2 protein-coding genes are annotated in these 1942 nt (G+C 75.5%); both read right to left on the bottom strand.

The genetic code is table 11. The features are described from left to right. Positions 1-1482: proton-conducting transporter membrane subunit (locus tag AB1578_23620; protein ID MEW6490888.1), on the bottom strand; the 1482-nt coding region annotated here is incomplete at its 3' end. Between the two features lie 2 nt (positions 1483-1484). Continuing rightward, positions 1485-1808: an NADH-quinone oxidoreductase subunit K gene (locus AB1578_23615; protein MEW6490887.1), complete on the bottom strand. Its 324-nt coding sequence runs from the start codon at positions 1806-1808 to the stop codon at positions 1485-1487. Positions 1809-1942: the final 134 nt, after the last annotated feature.

Raw genomic sequence — 1942 nt, 5'->3', positions numbered from 1 at the left:
CTCCAGGACCCAGGGAGCGAGGAAGCCGAGCACCAGGGCGCCCAGGGCGAGCCCCAGGCCCGCCCACTCCGCCACGGGGGACGGCGGAGCGGCTTGGCCCTGGAACCGGTCGGTCCCGTCGGGTTCCGGAACCAGGGCAAAGGCCCCGGGCAGTACCCGAAAGCAGTACCCGGCCGTGAGAAGCCCGCTCCCCCCCAGCACCGCGGCCCAGGCCCAGCCGCCGCTCTCCACCGCCGCCCCCAGCAGGAGCCACTTGCCCACGAATCCTCCGCTGGGGGGCAGCCCCATGAGGCTCACCGACGCGGCCGCGAAGGCAAAGGCGGCAACGGGCCGCGCCTGGAGCACCCGGGGCAGCTCCGCCACCCGGTCGTGGCCGGCGCTGGCGGCGAGCGAGCCTGCGGCGAGGAACATCCCCGCCTTGGCGAGGCCGTGGGAGAGTGCCAGGTACACCGCTCCCGCCCAGGCTGCGGAGCACCAGGGGGTGGGCCCGGCCAGGGGAAAGACCAGGAAGAGGACTCCCACCTGGGCCACGGTGGAGTAGGCCACCAGGAGCTTCAGCCGGTCCTGGACGAGTGCGAGCACCGAGCCCCATACCAGGGCAGCCGCGCCCAGGGCGCCCAGGAAGGTGCCGACCAGGTGGGCGCCCCCGGCACCCGCCGCGGACGTCCCGAAGACGGGGAGCCAGAACCGCAGGAAGAGGTAGAAGGAGGCCTTCACCACCAGGGCGGAGAGCACGGCGCTCACGGGCGCCGGGGCGTTGCCGTGGGCCGGCGGGAGCCACACGTGGAAGGGGAAGACCGCGGCCTTGAGGAGGAGCCCCCCCGCCACCAGCGCCGCGGCGGCCCCCGTGCCCGGGCCGGGCTCGACCGACCGGGCCAGGGCGGCGAGGTCCAGGGTGGCGTGGCCGGCATAGAGGAAGACCACCCCCAGGAGGTAGGCGAAGGAGCCCAGGAAGTTCACCAGGAGGTAGCGTAGCGCCGCCGCCAGGGCCTCGGGCTTGCCCTCCTGGGCCGCCAGCCCCACGGCCGCGAGCCCCAGGAGCTCCAGGCACACATAGAGGTTGAAGGCATCGGCGGAAAGAAAGAGGGCGTGGAGGGCCGCCCAGGCGAAGAGCCAGAGGGACCAGAAGAGATCTCGGCCATCGCGCCGCGCTGCCCCGGCCGGGCTGCCGGTGCCGGCCAGCGCGTGGAGGGTCGCGCCGCACCCCACGGCGGCCGTCAGCAGGCACAGGAGGGCCGAGAGCCCGTCGGCGTGCCAATCGATCCCAAGCGGGGGGCCCCACCCGCCGATCCGGTAGCGTTGGGGGCCGTGGAGGACGACATGGGCGGCCAGGCCCGCCGCCAGGACCGGCAGGACCAGCGCCGAGAGGGCCGCCGCTGCCCGACCGGCCCGAGGCAGCGCGAAGGCCAGGAGGGCAGCCCCCAGGGGGAGGAGGACCAGGGCGGGAGCCCACGGCACTCCTTCCAACAGGTAGCCGGCCACGGTCAGCCTCCGTCCGGATCGGGGGGGCCGCTTCCCCGGGACGCGGATTCGCCCGTCGCCTGACCCAGCGCCCGGTCCAGGGCCAGGGCCAGGGCGGTGGCGCTCACCGCCACCACGAGGCCGGTGAGCACCATGGCGTGGGGCACCGGGTCCGGGGGGCCCTCGGGGGCCCGGCGGGCGGCGGCCACCAGCACCAGGAAGACGCCGCTGCCCATCACATTGAGCCCCAGGAGCCGGCGCAGGAAGGGCCCGCGGAAGAGCGCGCCGTGGAGGCCCACGGCGAAGAGCCCGGCCCCGGCCAGGGCGTAGAGGACTGCCGGGCTCATGGCTGCTCCTCTCGCCCGGCCGCGGCCCCCGCGAAGAGGGCGACCATGGTGGCTGCCACCGAGAGCGCCAGCGCCGCCTCCGTGAAGAAGAGGAGCGGCCCCGCCCACGCGGGGGGAAACTCCAGGAACCGCCG

Source organism: Thermodesulfobacteriota bacterium (genome assembly GCA_040756475.1).
In the GTDB taxonomy this organism is placed as follows: Bacteria; Desulfobacterota; Deferrisomatia; order Deferrisomatales; family JACRMM01; genus JBFLZB01.
This window is presented reverse-complemented; position numbering and strand designations above follow the sequence as displayed.